General features: G+C 72.8%; 16 protein-coding genes. 10 read left to right on the forward strand and 6 right to left on the reverse strand.

All coding sequences use genetic code 11. The features are described 5' to 3' along the window. Window positions 1-22 precede the first annotated feature (22 nt). The 4 genes from smc (at window position 23) to MTP10_RS10210 (ending at window position 7,298) form a co-directional block, all read left to right on the forward strand. Window positions 23-3,700, forward strand: a complete 3,678-nt coding sequence (gene smc, locus MTP10_RS10195) for a chromosome segregation protein SMC (RefSeq protein ID WP_310708808.1) — start codon at window positions 23-25, stop codon at window positions 3,698-3,700. A 185-nt stretch (window positions 3,701-3,885) separates the two neighbouring features. Then, window positions 3,886-5,067, forward strand: a complete 1,182-nt coding sequence (ftsY, locus tag MTP10_RS10200) for a signal recognition particle-docking protein FtsY (protein ID WP_310708809.1) — start codon at window positions 3,886-3,888, stop codon at window positions 5,065-5,067. Window positions 5,068-5,402: 335 nt separating this feature from the next. Then, entirely contained in the window at window positions 5,403-7,073 is a 1,671-nt protein-coding gene (locus MTP10_RS10205) for a tetratricopeptide repeat protein (protein WP_310708810.1), read from the forward strand. 3 nt (window positions 7,074-7,076) lie between these two features. Continuing rightward, window positions 7,077-7,298, forward strand: a complete 222-nt coding sequence (locus tag MTP10_RS10210; RefSeq protein ID WP_310708811.1) for a hypothetical protein — start codon at window positions 7,077-7,079, stop codon at window positions 7,296-7,298. Here MTP10_RS10210 and MTP10_RS10215 read toward each other — a convergent pair. Genes MTP10_RS10215 through MTP10_RS10225 form a run of 3 tightly spaced genes read right to left on the reverse strand, consistent with a single transcriptional unit; the run spans window position 7,234 to window position 10,114 of the window. After that, window positions 7,234-8,022: an ABC transporter ATP-binding protein gene (locus MTP10_RS10215; protein ID WP_310708812.1), complete on the reverse strand. Its 789-nt coding sequence runs from the start codon at window positions 8,020-8,022 to the stop codon at window positions 7,234-7,236. The genes MTP10_RS10210 and MTP10_RS10215 overlap by 65 nt on opposite strands. Further along, entirely contained in the window at window positions 8,019-9,086 is a 1,068-nt protein-coding gene (locus MTP10_RS10220; RefSeq protein ID WP_310708813.1) for an iron chelate uptake ABC transporter family permease subunit, read from the reverse strand. Before MTP10_RS10220 ends, MTP10_RS10215 begins: the two co-directional genes overlap by 4 nt. After that, a complete protein-coding gene (locus MTP10_RS10225) occupies window positions 9,083-10,114 on the reverse strand; it encodes an iron ABC transporter permease (protein WP_310708814.1) in 1,032 nt (343 codons plus the stop codon). Before MTP10_RS10225 ends, MTP10_RS10220 begins: the two co-directional genes overlap by 4 nt. Before the next feature lie 103 nt (window positions 10,115-10,217). Here MTP10_RS10225 and MTP10_RS10230 point away from each other — a divergent pair, with 103 nt between their 5' ends. Further along, the gene (locus tag MTP10_RS10230; protein ID WP_310708815.1) at window positions 10,218-11,210 is read left to right on the forward strand and encodes an iron-siderophore ABC transporter substrate-binding protein; all 993 of its coding nucleotides are present in this window, start codon (window positions 10,218-10,220) and stop codon (window positions 11,208-11,210) included. A gap of 4 nt (window positions 11,211-11,214) precedes the next feature. Here the strand turns inward: MTP10_RS10230 and MTP10_RS10235 are convergent, their stop codons facing one another. Continuing rightward, the gene (locus tag MTP10_RS10235; protein WP_310708816.1) at window positions 11,215-12,288 is read right to left on the reverse strand and encodes a PLP-dependent cysteine synthase family protein; all 1,074 of its coding nucleotides are present in this window, start codon (window positions 12,286-12,288) and stop codon (window positions 11,215-11,217) included. Window positions 12,289-12,530: 242 nt separating this feature from the next. Here MTP10_RS10235 and MTP10_RS10240 point away from each other — a divergent pair, with 242 nt between their 5' ends. The 5 genes from MTP10_RS10240 (at window position 12,531) to MTP10_RS10260 (ending at window position 16,703) form a co-directional block, all read left to right on the forward strand. After that, window positions 12,531-13,118, forward strand: a complete 588-nt coding sequence (locus MTP10_RS10240) for a sigma-70 family RNA polymerase sigma factor (protein ID WP_310708817.1) — start codon at window positions 12,531-12,533, stop codon at window positions 13,116-13,118. 243 nt (window positions 13,119-13,361) lie between these two features. Next, window positions 13,362-13,667, forward strand: coding sequence for a hypothetical protein (locus MTP10_RS10245; protein ID WP_310708818.1), 306 nt, complete (start codon window positions 13,362-13,364; stop codon window positions 13,665-13,667). Between the two features lie 61 nt (window positions 13,668-13,728). Next, window positions 13,729-14,520: a polysaccharide deacetylase family protein gene (locus tag MTP10_RS10250; protein ID WP_310708819.1), complete on the forward strand. Its 792-nt coding sequence runs from the start codon at window positions 13,729-13,731 to the stop codon at window positions 14,518-14,520. A 42-nt stretch (window positions 14,521-14,562) separates the two neighbouring features. Continuing rightward, window positions 14,563-15,216 (forward strand): DUF2461 domain-containing protein, encoded by a 654-nt coding sequence (locus tag MTP10_RS10255; protein WP_310708820.1) that lies wholly within the window; start codon window positions 14,563-14,565, stop codon window positions 15,214-15,216. Then, the gene (locus MTP10_RS10260) at window positions 15,141-16,703 is read left to right on the forward strand and encodes a DUF2079 domain-containing protein (RefSeq protein WP_310708821.1); all 1,563 of its coding nucleotides are present in this window, start codon (window positions 15,141-15,143) and stop codon (window positions 16,701-16,703) included. Before MTP10_RS10255 ends, MTP10_RS10260 begins: the two co-directional genes overlap by 76 nt. A 9-nt stretch (window positions 16,704-16,712) precedes the next feature. Here MTP10_RS10260 and MTP10_RS10265 read toward each other — a convergent pair whose 3' ends face one another. Together MTP10_RS10265 and typA are read right to left on the reverse strand one after the other, a co-directional pair. Further along, on the reverse strand, window positions 16,713-19,247 hold the full coding sequence (locus tag MTP10_RS10265; protein ID WP_310708822.1) for a hypothetical protein: 2,535 nt from the start codon (window positions 19,245-19,247) through the stop codon (window positions 16,713-16,715). 203 nt (window positions 19,248-19,450) lie between these two features. After that, a complete protein-coding gene (typA, locus tag MTP10_RS10270) occupies window positions 19,451-21,301 on the reverse strand; it encodes a translational GTPase TypA (protein ID WP_310708823.1) in 1,851 nt (616 codons plus the stop codon). Between the last annotated feature and the right edge of the window lie 65 nt (window positions 21,302-21,366).

Raw genomic sequence — 21,366 nt, forward strand, 5'->3', positions numbered from 1 at the left:
TCAGGGAGAAGGGGGCCTGTTCTTGCATTTGAAGACCCTGACCCTGCGCGGCTTCAAGTCCTTCGCCTCGGCGACCGCCCTGCGGTTCGAGCCGGGCATCACCTGCGTGGTCGGTCCCAACGGCTCCGGCAAGTCCAACGTCGTCGACGCCCTGGCCTGGGTCATGGGCGAGCACAGCGCCAAGTCGCTGCGCGGCGGCAAGATGGAGGACGTCATCTTCGCCGGCACCTCGTCACGGCCGCCGCTGGGCCGGGCCGAGGTCACGCTGACCATCGACAACACCGACGGCGCGCTGCCCATCGACTACACCGAGGTCACGATCAGCCGGCTGATGTTCAGGTCCGGCCAGAGCGAGTACGCCATCAACGGCGACACCTGCCGCCTGCTCGACATCCAGGAGCTGCTGTCCGACTCCGGCATCGGCCGGGAGATGCACGTCATCGTCGGGCAGGGCCAGCTCGACGCCGTGCTGCACGCGGGGCCGGAGGACCGCCGGGCGTTCATCGAGGAGGCCGCGGGCGTCCTGAAGCACCGCAAGCGCAAGGAGAAGGCGCTGCGCAAGCTCGACGCGATGCAGGCCAACCTGACGCGCGTCCAGGACCTCGCCACCGAGCTGCGCCGCCAGCTCAAGCCGCTGGGCCGCCAGGCCGAGATCGCCCGCAAGGCCGCGGTCATCCAGGCCGACTGGCGCGACGCGCGGCTGCGGCTGCTGGCCGACGACGTGTGCGTCCTGCGGGTCACGCTGGAGCGGGAGGCGGCCGACGAGGCGGCGGTCCTCGCCCGGCGCGCCCAGGTGGAGGCCGAGCTGGCCGAGGGACAGCGGCGGGAGGCGGCGCTGGAGACGGCCGAGGCCGAGGCCCAGCCACGGCTGACCGCCGCGCAGCAGACCTGGTTCCGGCTGTCGTCGCTGCGCGAGCGCATCACCGGGCTGGAGCAGCTCGCCGCCGAGCGCCACCGGCACGCCCTCGACGCCGCCGCCATCGAGCGCCGCGGCCGTGACCCCGAGGACCTCGAACGCGAGGCGGCCGAGGCGCGCGAGAGCGAGCTGGTGCTGCGGGCCGAGCTGGAGGAGGCGCAGGAGCTGCTCGACACCGCGGCCGAGCGGCGCGCCGAGACCGAGTCCGAGCTGGCCGCCGAGGAGCGGCGGCTGGCGATGGCCGCCCGCGCCGCCGCCGACCGGCGCGAGGGCCTGGCGCGGCTGCGCGGCCGGGTCGACTCCGCGCGCAGCAGGTCACGCGCCGCCGAGGACGAGATCGGCCGTCTGACCAAGGCGGTCGCCGACGCGGCCGAGCGCGAGCGGCGCGCCCTCGACGACCTGGAGGAGCGGCGGAGCGAGGAGCCCGCCGCCGACCCGGCGCTGGCCGAGGAGCTGGCGACCGCGCAGGCGCTGGTCGAGGAGGCGCGGGCCGCGGCGGAGGAGGCCCGCGCGGCCGTCGGGCAGGCCAGGGCCGAGCTCGGCGGGCCGCGCGACGCGCTCCAGGCCGCGCGATCGAGGGTCGGCACGGCCCGCGCCGCCGACCAGGAGGCCCAGCGGGCCGTGGCCGCGCTGCGGGCCCGCGCCGAGGCGCTGGAGCTGGGCCTGGCCCGAGGCGCCGACGGCGGCGCGGCGCTGGTGGAGACGGGCATGTCGGGGGTGCTGGGCCCGCTGGCGGCCTCGCTCCAGGTCGCGCCGGGCGCCGAGACGGCCGTCGCCGCCGTGCTCGGGCCGGTGGCCGAGGCCATCGCGGTCGAGTCGGTGGGCGCGGCGGTCGAGGCGCTGGAGCTGCTGCGCGGCAAGGAGGCCGGCCAGGCCACCCTGCTCGTGGCGGGGGCCGGAGAGGCCGAGGAGCGGGGCGCGGCGCCCGAGGGCGGGGAGTGGGCGGCCGACCTGGTCGGCGTGCCCGGCCCGCTGAGGGGCTCCGTCGCCCGGGTGCTCGACGGCGTCGTCGTCGTGAACGACCTCGCCGCCGCGCGCCGTCTCGTCGAGGGGCACCCCGGGCTGCGCGCCGTCACCCGGGGCGGCGACCTCGTCGCCGCCCACCTGGCCAGCGGCGGCTCCGAGGGCGGCACCTCGGTCCTCCAGGTACGGGCCGCGCTCGATGACGCCCTGGCCGACCTGGAGGAGGCCGAGGCCCGCGCGGAGCGGACCGCGACCGGCCTGGACGACGCGCTGGCCGCCGAGCAGGAGGCGCAGGCGGCCGTGGAGGCCGCCCAGGCGCGCGTCGCCGAGGCGCAGACCGCCGCCGACACCGCCCAGGCCGGCGTCAGCGCCGCGCAGGGCGCGCTGGACCAGGTCAGCGCCCGCCAGCGGGAGGCCGACCGGCGCAACGCCGACGCCGCCCGCCGGCTGGCGCAGCTCGAAGCCGCCGCCAAGGCCGCGCACGACGAGGCCGAGCGCCTGGCGCGCGGTGTCACGACCGCCGAGGAGGCCCGTGCCGAGGGCCTGGAGGAGCTGGCCGAGCTCGAGATGCGGCTCGCCGAGGCCGAGTACTCCCAGGAGCTGGAGACCGAGCCCACCACCGAGGCCCGCGACGAGCTGGCGGCGGCCTGCCAGGCGGCCCGCCAGCGGGAGATGGAGGCCGGCCTCCAGGTGCGCACGGCCGAGGAGCGGGTCAAGGGCATCGAGGGGCGCGCGGACGGCCTGCTGAGGGCCGCGCAGCGGGAGCGCCAGGAGCGGGCCCAGGCGGCCGCCCAGCGCGCCCGCCGCCGCCGTCAGGCGAGCGTGGCGGAGGCCGTGAGCAAGGGCGCCCGGCAGGTGCTGGCCGCCCTGGCCGCCTCCGTCGAGCTGGCGGCGCGCGAGCGCGACGAGGCCGACCTGGCCCGCGTCGCCGTCGACGCCGAGCTCAAGCAGGTCCGCCTGCGGGTGCGCGAGCTCACCCAGGAGCTGGACAAGCTGGTCAACAGCGTCCACGGCAGCGAGATGGCCCGCACCGAGCAGCGGCTGCGCCTGGAGCAGATGGAGCAGCGGGCGATGGACGAGTTCGGCGTCGAGACCGAGACGCTGATCTCCGAGTACGACCCCGACGCCCCGGTGCCGGGCGAGCCGCCCGTGCCGTACGTGCGGGAGGAGCAGGAGAAGCGGGCCCGCGCGGCCGAGCGGCAGATGCAGCAGCTCGGCAAGGTCAATCCGCTGGCGCTGGAGGAGTTCGCGGCGCTCGAGGAGCGGCACGCGTTCCTCAACTCCCAGCTGGAGGATCTCAAGAAGACGCGGCGCGACCTGATGACCGTGGTCAAGGAGGTCGACGACCGGGTGGAGCAGATGTTCGCCTCCGCCTACGAGGACGTGGCGCGCGAGTTCGAGCAGATCTTCGGCAGGGTCTTCCCGGGCGGCGACGGCCGGCTGGTGCTCACCGACCCCGAGGACATGCTGACCACCGGCATCGAGGTGGAGGCCCGGCCGCCGGGCAAGAAGGTCAAGCGGCTGTCGCTGCTGTCGGGCGGCGAGCGGTCGCTGACGGCGGTGGCGTTCCTGGTCTCGATCTTCAAGGCGCGGCCGTCGCCCTTCTACGTCATGGACGAGGTCGAGGCGGCGCTCGACGACACCAACACGCAGCGGCTGCTCACGCTCTTCGAGGAGTTGCGGCAGAGCTCGCAGCTCATCGTCATCACGCACAACAAGCGGACGATGGAGATCGCCGACGCCCTGTACGGCGTGTCGATGCGCGGCGACGGCGTGACGCAGGTGATCAGCCAGCGCATGCGCGAGCGCGAACCCGCCTGAGCCCGCCTCTTCTCCCACAGGACAGGTGATCCGGCCCTCGCGGCAGGTGTGACGGCGCCCGGAGCGGGCACCAGGTTCGCCGGCGGCGTGATCGCGGCCTGGCACGGGCGGGTCGCCCGGCCCGGGACGCGATCGGCGTGGCCCTGGTCATGACCACGACGGACGATCTGGAAAACTGACTTCTTGTGGATGGTTACCTCGGCGTCATAGTGATCGTGGTCGTCGTCGCCCTCGTGGCGGCCGGCGGCCTCTTCCTGCTCTTCAGACCGGGCGGCAGGTCGGCGCCGCCGGTCGAGCCGCCCGAGACGGCGCCCCTCCCGGAGGACCAGGAGAAGGAGCGCCCGGCCACGGGGGCCGAGGAGGGCGAAGGAGCGACCACCACGCTCCCTCCGCCGGTCAAGCCGGCCGAGCCGATGGTCGTCACGCCGGAGGTGGAGATCCCGCCGCCGTCCGCCGGGCGGATGGTGCGGCTGCGCTCGCGGCTGGCCCGTTCGCAGAGCGCGCTCGGCCGCGGCCTGCTCGACCTGCTGTCCCGCGACCGGCTCGACGACGACGTGTGGGACGAGGTCGAGGAGCTGCTGATCAAGGCCGACGTCGGCGTCGCGCCGACCCAGGCGATCGTGGAGGAGCTCCGCACCCGCGTCAAGGTGCTCGGCAGCCGTACGCCCGACGAGGTGCGCGCGCTGCTGCGCGAGCAGCTGCTCGTCCAGGTCAACCCCGACCTCGACCGCACCCTGCACGTCCAGCCCCACGGTGAGCGGGCCGCGGTGGTGCTCGTGGTCGGCGTCAACGGCACCGGCAAGACCACCACGACCGGCAAGCTCGCTCGCGTCCTCATCGGCGACGGAAAGAAGGTCGTGCTCGGCGCGGCCGACACGTTCCGCGCGGCCGCGGCCGACCAGCTCCAGACCTGGGGCGACCGGGTCGGCGCCGAGGTCGTGCGCGGCCCGGAGGGCGGCGACCCCGCCTCGGTGGCCTTCGACGCCACGGCCAGGGGCATCGCGGACAAGGCCGACGTCGTCATCGTGGACACGGCGGGCCGTCTGCACACCAAGACGGGCCTGATGGACGAGTTGGGCAAGGTCAAGCGGGTCATCGAGAAGAAGGCCACGGTCGACGAGGTGCTGCTGGTGCTCGACGCCACCACCGGCCAGAACGGCATGCGCCAGGCCCAGGTGTTCGGCGAGGTGGTCAACATCACCGGCATCGCGCTGACCAAGCTCGACGGCACGGCCAAGGGCGGCATCGTCATCTCGGTCCAGCGGGAGCTGGGGGTTCCGGTCAAGCTGGTGGGTCTCGGCGAGGGGCCCGACGATCTGGCGCCCTTCGACCCCGAGGTGTTCGTGGACGCGATCATCGGGGAATAAAGGCCCAATATTTTCGGATATAGCCGCCCAAATTATGACGGCTTCCGAAAATGGATAGAAAATTTGATTTACCCGGAAAAGCCTTGATCGCCGGACTTGGCGTGTGTTCACATGAACCGGTCACCCGAGAGATCGCCCCGCGACGGTTCGCGACGGTCTCGTCATGCAACACGAGAGGCACCCGATGAAGAAGGTCGTCGTCCACAAGCCCGGAACCGTGAAGCCCTCCGGCGCGGCCGCTCCGCGACACACCCCCTGACTCCCACCCGGCCGGCGCCCCCACGAGGGGCGCCGGCCGAGGCGCGATCGGAGACGGATCACGGAAGAAGGTTCGGGTGGACACGATCGTCCTGGACGCCGACCGCAGGCTCCACGGCCCCTACACGCTCGCAGCCGCGCTGCTGGACCACCTCGTGCCCGAGGCGCTGGCCCACCGGCCCGACCTCGTCGCCGCGTACGACATCGAGATCGGGGTCGCGGCGCCGCACCTGACGATCCCACGGAGCAGGCGCACCCTGGCCGAGACCCTGCCAAGGGCGCAGCGCATCCTCATCCCCGGCGCCCGCCGGACGTTGCGCGTCGCGAACGGGCTGGCCGAGTTCGTCCGCGACCACCTGAGCCGGACCGGTCCTCTGACCGTCACCGCCGACAACCTCGGCGAGGCCGACCCGACCGACGCCGAGCTGGTCGAGGTGCTGCGCAGGCGGGTGGACCCGGGCCTGCTGCGCGTCGTCGCCGGCCGGCGCGCGCCCGCGGACAAGCCGCTGAACGCCGACTTCGACCGCTTCCGCGACGAGGGATTCCACCACGCCATGGCCGAGGCCGGCCTGGAGGCGCTGCGCGGCCTCTCCCAGGACGGCGACCCGGAGGGCCGGCGGCTGCTGGTGCAGCGGGTGGGCGCCGCGCTGGAGGCCATCGAGCGGGAGGACGAGGCCCGCGCCCTGTACGACGGGTCCCGCCGCCTGAGCACCGACCCCAAGCACCGCGCCACGATCGCGTACGCCACCGCCATGCTGCTGGTACGCCACCATGACCTCGCGCGGCGCGACCCGGAGGAGGCCCTGGCCTGGGTCAACGAAGCCGTCACGATCACCTCGCTGCTGCCCGACGCCCGCGAGCGCGCCTTCCACCTGGGCTTCGACCTCAACGGCAAGGCCCTGGTCGAGGTGCGCAGGGGCAACCTGGCGGCGGCGCTCGACCTGGTGCGCCAGGCCATCGACCTGGCCGAGGCGCATCTCGGCGGCACGCACCCGATCCACCGGCTCGTCCTGTACGCCAACCGCGCCCAGCTCCTGGCCGCCGCCGGGCGCACCCAGGAGGCGCTGGCCGACTACGCGATCGCCATCGGCACCGACCCCGGCTACCCCGACTACTACCTGGACCGCGGCACCCTGCTGCACAAGCTGGGCCGCCACGAGGACGCGAGGGCCGACTTCGAGGCCGCGATCCGCCTCAGCCCGCCGTTCCCGGAGGCGTACTACAACCGGGCGGAGGTCCGCTACGCGACCGGCGACCTCGACGGCGCGCTCGCCGACCTCGACCACACGCTCGACCTCGACCCGGACTTCGCCCCCGCGTACGTCAACCGCGCGGGGCTCCTCGCGGCGGCGGGCGAGCACGCCGCGGCCCGGCGCGACGTGGAGCGGGGGCTCGCGCTCGACCCGCGCAGCCCGCATCTCAGGTGCGTGCTCGGGCAGGTCGAGGCGGCCGAGGGCCGGCCTGCGGAGGCCGTGGCCGCGTTCGACGCCGCGCTGGACCTGGACCAGGACCTGGTGGCCGCCTGGGCGGGCCGGGCCGCCGTGTCGTACGAGGAGGGCGACCACGACGCCGCGCTGTCCGACCTCACGCAGGCGCTGAAGCTGGAGGAGACGGCCGAACTGCTGTTCAACCGGTCCCTGGTGCACAGCGCCGCGGGACGGCCGGAGGCGGCGCGAGGCGATCTCCTGCGGGCCGCGCGGCTGGCGCCCGGAGATCCCGACATCCGGCGGGCGCTCGCGGAGGCGTGAGGCGTGGGCCGGTCCTACTGGCTCCTGCTCGGCGGGGTGCTCGCGGACCGGTTCGACCGCGGGCGGCTGCTGGTGCTGGGCGACGTGGTGTCCGGGGTCGTCACGCTGGTGCCGGCCACGATGGTGACGCCGGGCGTGCGGCGGCTGGCCGCCGGTGATCTCAGGACCGGGACAGCGGCCGGATGGGCACCACCAGCGGAGTCCCCGCGACGGGATCCTGGATGACCTTGGCGTCCAGCTCGAACACCTCGCGCATCAGCTCCTCGGTCAGCACCTCCTCCGGGGAGCCCGCGGCGACCACCCGGCCGGCGCGCATGGCCACCAGCCGGTCGGCGTAGCGGGCCGCGAGGTTGAGGTCGTGCAGGACCATCACGATGGTCCGGCCCGCCTCCTGATGCAGGTTCCGTACGAGCTCCAGCACCTCCACCTGGTGTGCCAGGTCGAGGAACGTGGTGGGCTCGTCCAGCAGCAGCAGGTCGGTGCCCTGGGCGAGGGCCATGGAGATCCACGCCCGCTGCCGCTGCCCGCCCGACAGCTCGTCCAGCGGGCGCTCCGCCAGGTCGGCCAGGCCCGTCAGCTCCAGGGCGAGGGCCACGGCCGTCTCGTCGTCGGACGACCACTGCCGGTACCACGTCTGGTGGGGGTGCCTGCCGCGCGCGACCAGGTCGGCCACGGTCAGCCCCTCGGGCGCGGTGGGGGACTGCGGCAGCACGCCGAGCACCTTGGCCACCTCCCGGGTCGGCATCCGGTCGATGCGCCGGCCGTCGAGCAGTACCTCGCCTCCGCGCGGCTTGAGCAGCCGGCCGAGGGCGCGCAGCAGCGTGGACTTGCCGCACCCGTTGGGACCGATGATCGTGGTCACCGTGCCCGCCTCGACGCCGAGGTCGAGCCCGTCGACGACGACCCGGTCGCCGTAGCCCAGCGTGACGCCGGCGGCCTGGAGCCTCATGCGCGTGCCTTCCAGATGAGGTGGATCAGGTACGGCGCGCCGAGCACCGCGGTGACGACGCCCACGGGCAGCTCGATGGGGGAGAACAGGGTGCGCGCGATCAGGTCGGCCCCGGTCGTGAGGACGGCGCCGGTCACGGCGGACGACAGCAGCGGCGGCTGGGCGCACCGGACCAGGCGCAGCGCGATCTGCGGCGCGGCCAGCGCCACGAACGCGATCGGCCCGGCCGAGGCGGTCGCCACGGCGGCCAGCAGCACGGCGGCGAGCAGCATGAGCGCGCGCGACAGGTTGACCCGGACGCCGAGCGCGGTGACGGTGTCGTCGCCGTAGCGCAGCGCGTCGAGGGAGCGGGTGCCGAGCAGGGTCAGCGGGATCAGCGCGGCCAGGGCCAGGCCGACCGGCACGACGTGCTCCCAGCCGCGGCCGTTGAGCGAGCCGCTGATCCACACCATGGCACGGGTGGTGTCGTTGACGTCGCCGACGGTCAGCAGCCAGAACTTCACGTTCGTGAACACGGCGGCCACGCCGATGCCGACCAGGACCAGCCGGTAGCCGTCGAGGCCGCGCCGCCAGGCCAGCGCGTACACCACCGCGGCTCCGGCCAGGCCGCCGAGCAGCGCCAGCGCCGGGATGCCGAGCGCGGAGAACAGGCCGCTGGCGCCGCCGTACGCGCTGCCGCTCATGACGACGCCGGCCACCACGGTCACCGAGGCGCCGGTGGTGACGCCGAGGATCTCGGGGCTGGCCAGCGGGTTGCGCGCGATGGACTGGATGATCGCGCCCGACAGGGCGAGCGCGGCGCCGACGAGCGCCCCGGTCAGCGCGCGGGGCAGGCGCAGCTCCATCACCACGAAATGCTCGGGCACGGACGGGTCGAACGTGGCCCGCACGACGTCGGCCAGGCCGAGGGGGAGGTCGCCGAGGCGCATGTTCAGGGCCATGAGCAGGGCGAGCAGCACCAGGCCGGCCACGGTCACGGCGACGCCGCGGGGCCGGACCCGCCACGACAGGCCGCCCGCGCGCAGCGGGAACGACGGCTTCACTCGCGCGGAGGTCCGGGTCACAGCCGCACCGGCTTCCTGCGGCGGACCAGCGCCACGAAGAACGGCGCGCCGATCAGCGCGAGCACCACGCCGACCTCCAGCTCGCCGGGGGCAATGACGCGGCCGATCACGTCGGCGAGCAGCAGCAGCGCCGCGCCGATCAGGCCGGAGTAGGGCAGCAGCCAGCGGTGGTCGGTGCCCGACAGCGGGCGGGCCAGGTGCGGCACCAGCAGCCCGACGAACGCCAGCGACCCGCAGGCGGCCACCGCCGCCCCGGTCAGGAGCGTGACGGCGGCGACGCCGATGCCCCGGGTGAGCGCGATGTTCTGGCCGAGGCTGCGCGCGACGTCCTCGCCGAGGGACAGCGCGTTGAGGCCGGGCGCGTTGACCAGCGCCAGCACCAGGCCTGCCGCGATGAACGGCAGCACCTGCCAGACCACGTCCGGGCCGCGTCCGGCCACCGAGCCGGCCTGCCAGAACCGGAACACGTCCATGGCCTGCTCGTCCAGGAGCACGATCGCGGAGGTCAGGGCGTACAGGAAGGCGCTGACGGCGGTGCCCGCGAGCGCGAGCGTCACCGGCGTGGGGCCGCCCCGGCCGCCGACCATGCCGAGCGCGAACACGGCCACGCTGGCCACCAGCGCGCCGGCCAGGCCGAACCAGATGTAGGCGAGCAGGCTCTGGGTGCCGAGCAGGATGATCGAGGCGACCATCGCGAACGCGGCTCCCTGGGTGACGCCGAGCAGGCCGGGGTCGGCGAGCGGGTTGCGGGTGTGGCCCTGCATGAGCGCCCCGGCCACGCCGAGCGCGAGCCCGGCCAGCACGCCGAGGGCGGTCCTGGGCACGCGCAGGGAGCGGATGACGATGTCGTTCTCGGTGCCGGTCGGGGCGGTGAGCGCCTGCCAGGCGTCGCCGAGCGGAACGGCCTTGGCGCCGATCGTGACGCTCAGCAGCACCGCGACGCACACGGCCGCGAGCAGGGCGGCGAGCAGCAGGCCGCGGCGCCGGCGGATGCCGTGAAGGCGCGGCGCGACGGCGGTTGCGCTCACATTGACCCCTTCCGGCAGTTGCCCGTCCCGCTGAAGTATGCCAGCTTAGGCAGGGCTAACCTAAATAAGGGTTGCCTAACTTTTTGCCCTGGGAGGGGTTTCGATGAGACGGTTGCGCGCCTTGGTGAGCGCGATGCTGGTGGCGGGGCTCGCCGCCGGCTGCGGTTCGGCCGGCACGGAGTCGACCGGAGCCGGCGCCCCGGCGTCCAGCCAGGCCGGCACGCCGTTCCGCACCGTCAAGCACGCGATGGGCGAGACCGTGATCCCGGCCCAGCCCAAGCGGGTGGTCGCCCTCGACCAGAGCTTCGTCGACGCGGTCCTCACGCTGGAGACGCCGGTCGTCGGCTACACCACCTACCGCTCGATCGAGACCAAGCTGCCCGACTACCTCGGCGCGGTGGCCGCCCGGTACGGCAAGGAGGCCGTCGCGGTGGGCACGCTGGAGCAGCCCAGCCTGGAGAAGATCATCGCGCTCAAGCCGGACCTGATCGTCTCCGCCAAGGTCCGCCACGAGGCGCTCTACGACAAGCTCTCCAAGATCGCGCCGACGGTCTTCAGCGAGACGACCGGCGCCATCTGGAAGGACAACGTCCGGCTCATGGGCCAGGCGCTCGGCAAGGAGGACCTCGCCGAGACCCGGATCAAGGAGTACGAGGCCCGCGCCGCGAAGATCGGCGAGGCGGTCAAGGCCAAGGAGGGCGGCGAGCTGCCCACCGTCTCGATCGTCCGCTTCGCCGGCGAGCCGACCGCCCGCCTGTACGTCGAGAAGTCCTACTCCGGCATCGTCCTGAAGGACGTCGGCTTCCCCCGCCCGAAGGGCCAGCCCACCGTCGAGGACTCGATCGTGGTGGACGTCAGCCAGGAGCGCATCGCCGACCTGGACGCCCAGCACATCTTCGTGGCGACCTACGGCGACCCCGCCGCCACGGAGTACAAGGACAAGTTCGCCGCCAACCCGCTGTGGGGCAGGCTGAAGGGCGAGAAGCACGAGGTCGAGGACCAGACGTGGATGACCGCGGTCGGCATCCAGGGCGCGCACGCGATCCTGGACGACCTGGCCGGGTTCTTCTCGGTGGACCCGGCCAGGACCGCCTGACGGCTCAGCCCGCCAGGAAGGCGCGCAGGTCGTCCAGGTGCGGGTGGATGTCCAGGCCCTGGGCGGCCAGCCAGGCGGGCTCGCAGTACGTGCCCCGGTAACGCTCGCCGCCGTCGCAGATGAGGGTGACGATGCTGCCGCGCTCGCCCGCGGCGCGCATCTCCTTGATCAGCTCCACGCAGGCCGCCACGTTGGTGCCGGTCGAGCCGCCGACGTCGCGGCCGGTCACCTCGCGCACCCAGTGCATGGCGGCGATCGACCGGGCGTCAGGTACGGCCAGCATGCGGTCGATCACCGACGGCTGGAACGACGGCTCCACCCGGGGCCGTCCGATGCCCTCGATCCGCGAGCCCCGCGCCGTGACCGAGGCGTCGCCGGACACCCAGGCCGGATAGAAGGCCGACCCCTCGGGGTCGGCCACGGCCAGGCGGGTGGAGTGCCGCCGGTAGCGGATGTAGCGGCCGATCGTGGACGAGGTGCCGCCGGTGCCGGCGCCGACCACGATCCAGGCGGGCACGGGGTGCGGCTCCAAGGCCATCTGGGCGAAGATGGACTCGGCGATGTTGTTGTTGCCCCGCCAGTCCGTGGCCCGCTCGGCGTAGGTGAACTGGTCCATGAAGTGGCCGCCGGACTCCGCGGCCAGGCGGCGCGACTCCTCGTAGATCGTGGTGGGGTCGTCGACCAGGTGACACTTGCCGCCGTAGAACTCGATGAGGTGGCACTTCTCCGGCGAGGTCGAGGCCGGCATCACCGCGATGAACGGCAGGCCGAGCAGCCGGGCGAAGTACGCCTCGCTGACCGCCGTCGATCCGCTCGACGCCTCGACGATCGTCGTGTCGGGGCCGATCCAGCCGTTGGCCAGGCCGTACAGGAAGAGCGAGCGGGCCAGCCGGTGTTTGAGTGAACCGGTGGGGTGCACCGACTCGTCTTTCAAGTAGAGGTTTACCCCCCACTGCGGGGGCAGCGGAAAGACATGAAGGTGCGTGTCACAACTCCGGTTGGCGTCGGCCTCCACTGTGCGGATGGCCTCGGCCACCCAGTGGCGCGTCCTCGTGTTATGACGATCCACAAAATCCATGCTCATACGCTATCTCATGTGACTCTGGCCACTTTTTCCACGAAATTGGGTGGATAGTGTTATGGTACTGAGACAAGTCCAGCCGTGGACGTGATAACGCACGCCGCGAGCAGACGGACTTCTCACCTCTCTGACCAGGCGCAACCGTTAACGCGGCCCTTACGTGGGTGTTGACACCATGGACTTCGATGCGGGCCGACCTGTGCCGAGATGGGATAGCGCAAGGGGGAAACTTGATCACTATGACCGAAGAGCAGCGTCAGGACTGGTTCGAGCGCGATGTCGTGCCCGTGACGTCGCAGCTGTTCGCCTCCGCCATGCGCCTGACCCGTAACACCGCCGACGCGGAGGACCTCGTCCAGGAGACGGTGGCCAAGGCGTACACCTCCTACCACCAGTTCCGCGAGGGCACGAACCTCAAGGCGTGGCTGCATCGTATCCTGACCAACAACTTCATCAACGACTACCGCAAGCGGCAGCGCTCGCCGAAGCTGTCGGCCGCCGAGGAGATCGAGGACTGGCAGCTGCACGCCGCCGAGTCGCACTCCTCGACCGGGCTGAAGTCGGCCGAGACCGAGGCGCTGGAGCGCCTGCCCGACAACGTCGTGATGAACGCGCTCCGCTCCCTGCCCGAGGACTTCCGCGTGGCCGTCTACCTGGCCGACGTCGAGGGGTTCGCGTACAAGGAGATCGCCGAGCGCATGGGCACCCCCATCGGGACCGTGATGTCCCGCCTCCACCGGGGCCGCCGCCAGCTCCGGACCATGCTGGAGCCGTACGCGATGGAGGAGGGCGCCTTCCGCCCTCCGGCGCAGCGCACGGCGGCCTGAGCCCGCACCCCGTCCTCGCCCCTGACGCGGCTGATCCAGAGCCCGATCCCCGTGGGGATTCGGGCTCTGATGCTGTGCGGCCCCGGATCGGGCGGTCGGACCCTGCCCGATGGTGCCAATAACGCGGAACAGCCCCCGCTGTCACCCAACGGAGTCCCATGATGACGGCATGTCATTGTCGGTTGTGACCCGTGGGTGGGTACATCCCTGTGTGTGCGTTCGAGCACCGGCAGGGGGTGACGCGTGACCGAGGCCCGCGCGGCGACGGAGAAGCTCCGGGCCGAGCTGCGAGAGCTCGGCGTCACCACCGCGTACGAGCTGGGTGACGACGCCACACTTCCCGTCTGGATCGGCCTCGTCGTCCGCTACCGGCACGGTTTTTACCGCTGGCAGGAAGGACCGGTGAAACGTCGACATTTGGGTACGGATGCGGTCGGATGTGCCATAAGGGTGGCGCGTCGCTTCGCAGAGCTCCAGGCTGATGTACCACTGTGGTGGAATGACCTGGCCAAAGAGTTGCGCGGGCACTTGGCGCAGGACTACCCGTAGCGGTGTCACAGCGGGCCCAGCCGGTGGGCCGGCCCGCCGGGACTCGGTCCGCCTGGCCGTCGTGACGGCCTGTGCCGCGCTCGCCGCCGCCATGGCCGGATGCGGCACCACGCACACGACCTCCACGACGCCCGTCGCGGCGCCGCGCCCGCCCGCCGTCATCGACCCCGGCGTGCTCGCCCGGCGGCTGGCCGCCGTCCAGCCCGACTGGCCCGCCCGCCGCGTGGTCGACTGCCGGCGGCGCAAGTGCGTCGCCCTCACCTTCGACGACGGCCCCGGCGAGTACACCGGCAAGCTGCTCGACCTGCTGCGCGAGCGGCGGGTGCGGGCCACGTTCTTCGTCCTGGGGCAGATGGTGGCCGCCGACCACACCGGCCTCACCCGCCGCATCGTGGAGGACGGGCACGAGCTGGGCAACCACTCGTGGAGCCACCCGCCGCTGACCGCCCTGTCCGACGAGCGGCTCAGGCGCGAGCTGGCCGACACCGAGGAGATCGTCCAGCGGACGACCGGGGTGCGGATGCGGCTCATGCGGCCGCCGTACGGGGCGACGAACGCCCGCGTCGCCGAGCAGGCGCGCCATGAGGGGCTGGCGCAGATCCTGTGGAGCGTCGACACACTCGACTGGCGCGACCGGAATGCCGAGATCGTGGCACGGCGCGCCGGCCAGGCCCCTCCCGGCGCGATCGTGCTCCTGCACGACATCCACCCGACCAGCGTCGCGGCGGTCCCGCGGCTGCTCGACACGCTGGCCAGGAAGGGCTACCACTTCGTCACGGTGCCCGAGCTGTACGGCAGGGCGCTGCTGCCGGGCCGGACGTACGAGTCCGCCGAGCCGGCGGAGGCCCGGTGACCGCGTGCCATGTTGTCGGTGCGACATGGCAGGCTGGCCCGTATGGGTTTCACCGGCTTCCCCGACGAGGCGTTCGTCTTCTACGAGGGCCTGGAGGCGGACAACACGAAGACGTACTTCACCCGGCACCGGGACCTCTACGAGGAGGCGGTGCGGGCGCCGATGCTCGCGCTCGCCGAGGAGCTGGCCGCTGAGTTCGGGCAGGCCCACCTGTTCCGGCCGCACAGGGACGTCCGCTTCGCCAAGGACAAGTCGCCGTACAAGACCCACCAGGGCGCCTTCGTCGACCGCATGCCGGGGATCGGGCTGTACGTCCAGATCGGCGCCGACGGGCTCTACACCGCGGGCGGCTGCTACACCCAGGCTCCCGACCAGATCGCCCGCTACCGCGCGGCGGTCGCCGAGGACCTGTCGGGCGAGCCGCTGGAGGCGGTGATGGCCGAGCTCCGGGCCGCGGGCTACGAGCCGGCGGGTGACCGGCTGAAGACCAGGCCCCGCGACTACCCGGCCGACCATCCCCGCATCGACCTGCTCCGCCACCGCTCCCTGCACGCCGGCCGCCGCTTCCCGCCGGAGCCGTGGGTCCACACGAAGGACGTCGTGGAGCGGGTGCGGGAGACGTGGCGGGCCTACGGTCCGCTGGTGGACTGGCTGGCCACGCACGTCCGGGGCAGCGAGCTGCCCCGCCGCCGCTGACCGGCGGCGGGCTGGACGGCGAGACCGGGGGGCGGCGGGAGCGGGGCGTTCTGGCCGTCATCACCGCCGTGGCGGCCCTGCTGTACGGCGCCGTCTCCTTCGTGCGGCTGGCCGGGTTCCGGGCCGGGGCGTACGACCTGGTGATCTTCGATCAGGCGGTCCGGTCCTACTCACGGTTCGGCCTGCCGGTGGCCGTCGTCAAGGGCGTCCACAACGACTTCGGGCCCGGCTTCACCGTCCTCGGTGACCACTGGTCGCCGATCCTGGCCGTGCTCGCGCCTCTCTACTGGATCCACGACGGCCCCGGCACGCTGCTGGCCGCGCAGGCCGTGCTGCTGGCCTCCGCCACCGTGCCGCTGTGGGTCTTCACCAGGCGGGCTCTGGGCGTCCGCGCCGCGCACCTCGTCGCGGTGGCGTACGCGCTGTCGTGGCCGGTCGTGGAGGCGGCGGCGTTCGACTTCCACGAGGCCGCGTTCGCGCCGCTGCTCACCGGCCTGCTGCTCGAACGCCACCAGGCCGGGCGGCGGGTCCACGTCGTGCTCGTCGCCCTGGCGCTGCTGTGCGTCAAGGAGGACATGGGGCTGCTCGTCGCCGGCTTCGGGCTGGTGCTGCTCGGGCAGCGCGGCCGGCGGGTCATGGGCGGGGCGTTCGTCGTGGGCGGCACCGTCCACACGTGGCTGGCCTCGCAGGTGCTGATCCCGCTGTTCGGGGGACGGCCCGACTACTACTGGGCGTACGGCGCGCTGGGGGCCGACGCGGGGGCCGCCGCCCGCACCGCGCTGACGGACCCGCTGGCGGTGGTGGCGCAGCTCGGCAGCCCGCCGGTGAAGCTGCTCACGCTGGCCCTGCTGCTCGGCACCACGCTGCTGGCGGCGCTGGGCTCGCCGCTCCTGCTCGTGGCGGTGCCCCTGCTGGCCGAGCGCATGCTGGCCAGTTCCTTTCCCAACTGGTGGGTGCCGGGGTACCACTACAACGCGTTCGTCGTTGTCGTCGTGCTCGCCGCGGGGGTGGACGGGGTCCGCCGCCTGCGCGACCGCCTGGGGGAGGAGCGCGGCGGGCGGATCGTGCGGTGGTGGGCGGCGGGCGTGGTGGCGTTCGCGGTCGCGACCGTGCCGTTCTTCGCGCTGGCCGAGCTGGCCGACCCCGCGTCCTACCGGCGCGACGGGCGCGAGGGCGCCGCCGCCGCGGCCGTGTCGGCCGTGCCCGGCGGGGTGCTGGTGGAGGCGGCCAACAACCTCGCCCCGGCGCTGTCCGGCCGAGACACGGTGCTGCTGTGGGACCGCACCCCGCGCTGGGCCCCGTGGGTGGTGGCCGACGTGGGCCGCCGCACGTTCCCGTTCCCGGGCGTGGAGGAGCAGCGGGCCCGCGTGCGTACCCTCCTCCAGCACGGCTACCGGGTACGGTTCTCCCGCGACGGCTACCTCGTGCTGAGCACGGAGAACAGCGGGGTGCTGAGCACGGAGAGGACCGGCGGCGGGTCCCGTTAGGGCGGGCGGTCACTTCGGAGCCGTGGTGGTGACCTGCTCGTCGCCCTGGAGAATGCGGTCGACCGTCTGGCCGGCCGCCGAGGTCGCGGCCGTGGTGACCGCCGCGATGACCACCGCCAGCAGCGGCGTGGCCAGGCTGCGGACGCTGCGGATGTTGCGGACCCGCGCCCACGGCTCCCCGGCCAGGTGCATGAGCCGCCACTCCCAGTACAGCCCCAGCCCGATGCAGACCAGCGCCACCTCGCCCCCCACGATCGCCACCACCTGCACCTTGTCGAGCCCGCCGATGTCCGGCTCCACCAGCGCCGACAGGTACCCGGACAGCTCGGTGGCGAGGGCGGCGGCCATGAGGTAGAGGGCCTTGGTCATGGGCTGGGTGCCGCGGACGCGGGGGTAGAAGTACCCGAACAGGAACCCGAAGGCGGGCAGGGTGAGCAGGTAGCGCATGTCGAACACGAAGCTGCTCAGGTCCACCCCGGCGGGACTGCCGTACAGGAGCGCGAACGGCACACTCAGCAGCAGGCTCACCGCGAAGCCGTACACGCCGTTGACCCACGGCGGGCAGCCGGCGGCGGTGGCGAAGGCCGTCTCCGGGTCGCGCCCGTGCCGGCGGAGCGCCTCCTCCAGGGCCTGCCGGCGCTCGTCGAAGTCGGCCATCGTCATCTCGCCCGCGCCGATCCTGCCCCGGCCGAGCCGGTACAGCTCCTGCTCGGAGATGAGCAGGAGCCGCTTGTGCAGGGCGGATCTGATCAGCTCGCGGTGCTCGTCGGGGGAGGTGGGCTCGACCACGGACGGGTGCGGGGTGACGAGCAGCCAGCGGGCCGCGAGCCAGGCGACGATCGAGGTGATCGACAGCAGCGGCAGCGGCACGTCGCTGTCGGCGATCGTGATGCTGCCCCGGGGCGTGAGGTACAGGACCATCAGTCCGGCGATCATCGTGGCCTCGGCAGCCGGGTGGCTGATCGCCTCGATGGACCCGCCGAGCCGCCACAGCCGTAGCAGCAGCAGCCCGAACCCGAGCAGCAGCAGGCCCAGCACGCCACGCATGAGCGGGCTCAGCGGCAGGTCGCCCAGCTTGGGCTCCGCCGGCGGGGCCAGGGGCAGGCTCCACGACCCGGCGTCCAGCCACTCGGTCGGCCAGCCCTGCACGAGCAGGCTCGCCACCACGGCGACCACCACCGCCCGCCGCGACCATCGCCGCGTGGCCACGGCGACCGCGGTGACGGGGATGAGCGCCCAGCCCAGGCCCAGCACGAGCCGGACGCTGTCCGGCGGGTAGACGCCGTCCACCAGCGCCCGCGTCCACAGCGCGAGGGCCAGCAGCGCGACGGCCGACCCGGCGGCGAACGCGGCCAGCCGTACCGCGACCATGCGGATGCCGAGGTCGGAGCTGAACCCCACGGCGGACCCGGCGGCGGCCAGCGCCGCGATGGCGGAGCCCGTCAGCAGCGTGCCGGACGGGAGCTGTTCGTGCAGCCACGACCAGGTCAGCATGCCCAGGCTCAGCAGCACGCCGAGCGCGGTCACGCCCAGCACCTCCCGCGCCGTCCACGGCGGGCTCGTCGGCAGGACCCGACCGGCATGCCACACGGCCAGCGCCGGCACCGCGCCGAACAGGATCACGTACGCGAACGGCGTGAAATCCTTGGCCACGAGGGGGATCAGGAGGGTCGGTGCGGCCAGCAGCAGGCCGATGGCGAACTCGCGGTTCGCCGTCCGCTGCCACCAGGCCATGCCCATGGCCCGCACGAGGTACCACACGAGCACCACGGCGGTCCCGATGCCGAGCGCCGTCGCCCAGGAGAAGTCGTCCTCCTCCTGGCGGTCGGGGAACCCGTAGGAGTCCTGGGCCAGCGTCACGCTCACCGGGTAGAACCCGACGGCGAACTCCAGCCGCTCCGGGTCCTCCCGCGACGGCCGCACGCCCTGGACGCGCAGCGGCGTCCACTCGCCGGGGAGCACCGTGACGGCGCGCCGCAGCACGATCAGCGGGCGGCCGGCGGGCTCCTGGAACGCCAGCTCCATCAGCTCGCCCTGCTGGAACTGCCGCAGCATCGTCACCTGGAACTCGACGGTGGTGTGCCCGGCGGAGGTGGTCAGGACCGGCGCTAGCCGTTTCGTCGGGGCCAGGACGGCACCGAGCACCTTGATCGCGCCGAACCCGTCGTCGGTGAAGCGCTGGATCCCGCCGGGGAACTCGCTGCCCTGGCGCAGCGTCGCGGCCAGCTCGTCCTCGGCGCGCATCCGCAGCCGGTGCCTGACCGTGACCTTGACCTGGCGCAGCCGCTCGTCGATGCGCCCGGCGGGCACCCCGGTCAGGTCGGCGCGGCTCGCCCGCCCCACCACGACCTCGGTCGTGGCCTCACGCTCGGCCGCGTAGCCGGCCGCGGTGCGCCCGGCGGTCAGCTCCCAGGCGTCGGGCACCTCGGGGCTCGGGGTACGCGTGGACCACTCGACCGGTCTGGCCGCCACGAGGCACCAGAGGATCGCGCCCAGCGAGACCATGGCCAGCCCGAACGCCACGACGATCCGGAGCTTTCCCACAGTGTGGATGATCCACGGGCACGGCCGGATGTTCTCCGCGGTGCGGTAACGGTGTGGTCACACCTGTGTGGTAACACCCGCCCGAACGGGTCCCGCCCGGACCGGCCCTGCCCGGACCGGCCCCGCGCCGCCCACCCGGTGGGCGCGCGCGGAGGCGTCGCGGGAGAAGCCTCTGTGTCAGGCCCCTGTGTCAGGTCGCTGTGTCAGGAGCGCTTGGCGCGGGCGACGGCGCGACCGCGGGTGGCGGCGTCGAGGACCACCTTGCGGATGCGCACGTGGTCGGGCGTGATCTCCACGCACTCGTCCTCGCGGATGAACTCCAGCGCCTGCTCCAGCGACAGGACGCGCGGCGGGATCACCTTCTCCGTCTCCTCGCTGGTGGAGGAGCGCATGTTGGTGAGCTTCTTCTCCTTGGTGATGTTGACGTCCATGTCGTCGGACCGGGAGTTCTCGCCGACGATCATGCCCTCGTACACCTCGGTGGTGGGCGAGACGAACAGCGTGCCGCGCTCCTGGAGGTTGAGCATGGCGAACGCGGTGACGGGACCGGACCGGTCGGCCACCAGCGAGCCGTTGTTACGGGTGCGCAGCTCGCCGAACCACGGCTCGTACGAGTCGAACACGTGGTGGACCAGGCCCGTGCCGCGCGTCTCGGTGAGGAACTCGGTGCGGAAGCCGATCAGGCCGCGCGCCGGCACCACGAACTCCATCCGGATCCAGCCGGTGCCGTGGTTGGTCATGTGCTCCATGCGGCCCTTGCGGACGGCCAGGAGCTGGGTGACCGCGCCGAGGTACTCCTCCGGGCAGTCGACGGTCAGCCGCTCGACCGGCTCGTGGACCTTGCCGTCGACGAGCTTGGTGACCACCTGCGGCTTGCCGACGGTCAGCTCGTAGCCCTCGCGGCGCATCTGCTCGACCAGGATGGCCAGCGCCAGCTCGCCGCGGCCCTGCACCTCCCAGGCGTCGGGCCGGTCGGTCGGCAGCACGCGCAGCGACACGTTGCCGACGAGCTCCTTCTCCAGGCGGTCCTTCACCATGCGGGCGGTGACCTTGGAGCCCTTGACCTTGCCGACCAGCGGCGAGGTGTTGGTGCCGATGGTCATCGAGATGGCGGGCTCGTCGACCGTGATCAGCGGCAGCGGGCGCGGGTCCTCGGGGTCGGCCAGCGTCTCGCCGATCATGATGTCGGGGATGCCGGCGATGGCGATGATGTCGCCGGGACCGGCCTCCTCGGCCGGCTTGCGCTCCAGCGCCTCCGTCATCAGCAGCTCGGTGATCTTGACGCGCTGGATCGTGCCGTCGGTACGGCACCAGCTCACCTGCTGGCCCTTGCGCATCACACCCTGGTGGATGCGGCACAGCGCGATGCGGCCGAGGTAGGAGGACGCGTCGAGGTTGGTGACGTGAGCCTGCAGCGGGGCGTTCGGGTCGTAGGTCGGGGCCGGGATCGTCGACTTGATGATGTCGAACAGGGGCTCCAGGTCCTCGGAGTCCGGCATGCCGCCGTCCTCGGGACGGTTGAGCGAGGCGCGGCCGGCCTTGGCCGAGGCGTAGACGATCGGGAAGTCGATCTGCTCCTCGGTCGCGTCGAGGTCCATGAAGAGCTCGTAGACCTCGTCGACGACCTCCTTGATGCGCGCGTCGGGGCGGTCGACCTTGTTGATGCAGAGGATGACCGGCATCTTGGCGCCGAACGCCTTGCGCAGCACGAAGCGGGTCTGCGGGAGCGGCCCCTCCGACGCGTCGACCAGCAGCACGACACCGTCGACCATCGACAGGCCGCGCTCGACCTCGCCACCGAAGTCGGCGTGGCCCGGGGTGTCGATGATGTTGAGGGTCATGCCGCCGTGCTTGACCGCGGTGTTCTTGGCGAGAATGGTGATGCCCTTCTCGCGCTCCAGGTCGTTGGAGTCCATGACCCGGTCGTCCACGTCCTGGTTGGCGCGGAAGGCCCCGGACTGCCAGAGCATGGCGTCGACCAGCGTGGTCTTGCCATGGTCGACGTGCGCGATGATCGCGATGTTCCGCAGGTCGTCGCGGCTGTTCAAGGGCATGATGACGTCTCGCTCTGTGTCGGTGGGGGCCGCCGCGCGATGTCGCGGCTCAGTCAAGTCTAGTT

It is taken from the genome of Nonomuraea sp. 3-1Str, assembly GCF_031570565.1.
Lineage (GTDB): Bacteria > Actinomycetota > Actinomycetes > Streptosporangiales > Streptosporangiaceae > Nonomuraea.